Origin of the sequence: Frankia sp. AgKG'84/4, assembly GCF_023242965.2 — a bacterium.
Classification (GTDB): domain Bacteria; phylum Actinomycetota; class Actinomycetes; order Frankiales; family Frankiaceae; genus Frankia.
The window spans coordinates 1-707 of sequence record NZ_JALKFU020000941.1 but is presented as its reverse complement, the minus strand read 5'-3'; the positions used below and the strand labels follow the sequence as shown (position 1 = coordinate 707).

The 707-nt window shown below is 73.8% G+C and carries 1 pseudogene; it reads right to left on the bottom strand.

The window, feature by feature from the left end:
- Positions 1–694: pseudogene (locus MXD58_RS26185) on the bottom strand (hypothetical protein); the annotation flags it as partial.
- Between the last annotated feature and the right edge of the window lie 13 nt (positions 695–707).

Genomic DNA, 707 nt, shown 5'->3' with positions numbered 1-707 from the left:
CCGCCGGCCAGGACGCCGACGACGGCCCGGCCGTGCCCTCGGGGTCGGGCGTGTCGCCCGGCGCCACCGCGTCCGCGCTGCCCGCCGCTACCAGCGAGCGGCACCAGCGCTCCGGATCGTTCGGCTGGAAGACCTGGTCCGCGACCATCGCCAGCAGTCCGCTGACCGCCCGCATCCCGCCCAGGCCGTACACCGCCACCAGCAGCCGGGCGGCGTCGTGGACGATCGGCGGGACGTAGGGCCGCACCCGTGGATCCACGTGAATCGAATCCGGGTCCAGGCCGAGGGCCAGATCCGGCGGCATCGGGACGAACAGCAACCGGGGCGCGATGGACCCGTCCGCGGTCCGTGCCGGTCGCGACACGTCGCCGGCGACCACCCGCGCGGCGCTGCCAGCCCCGTCCTCGGCCACCCCGCCCGGGCTGGCCGAGGTGATGTGGGAGGAGAAGGTCAGCCGGTACGGGAGCACCGTTTCGAGCGTCTCGACGAGGGCCCACATCAGCGTGACCGCTTCCTGCGCGCCGGTGTGCGACACCGCGAACGGTCGTTGCGTCCACGACCAGGCGAGCACCGTCGCGATCAGATTGGTCAGCCGGTGCCGGCGGGCGGCGGGGGGCGCGCGGCGCCGCCGGGCCCCCCCCCCCCGCCCCCCCTGGCCCCTGACATATAAAAAAAAAACCACCCCCCCCAACACATCACCAACTATA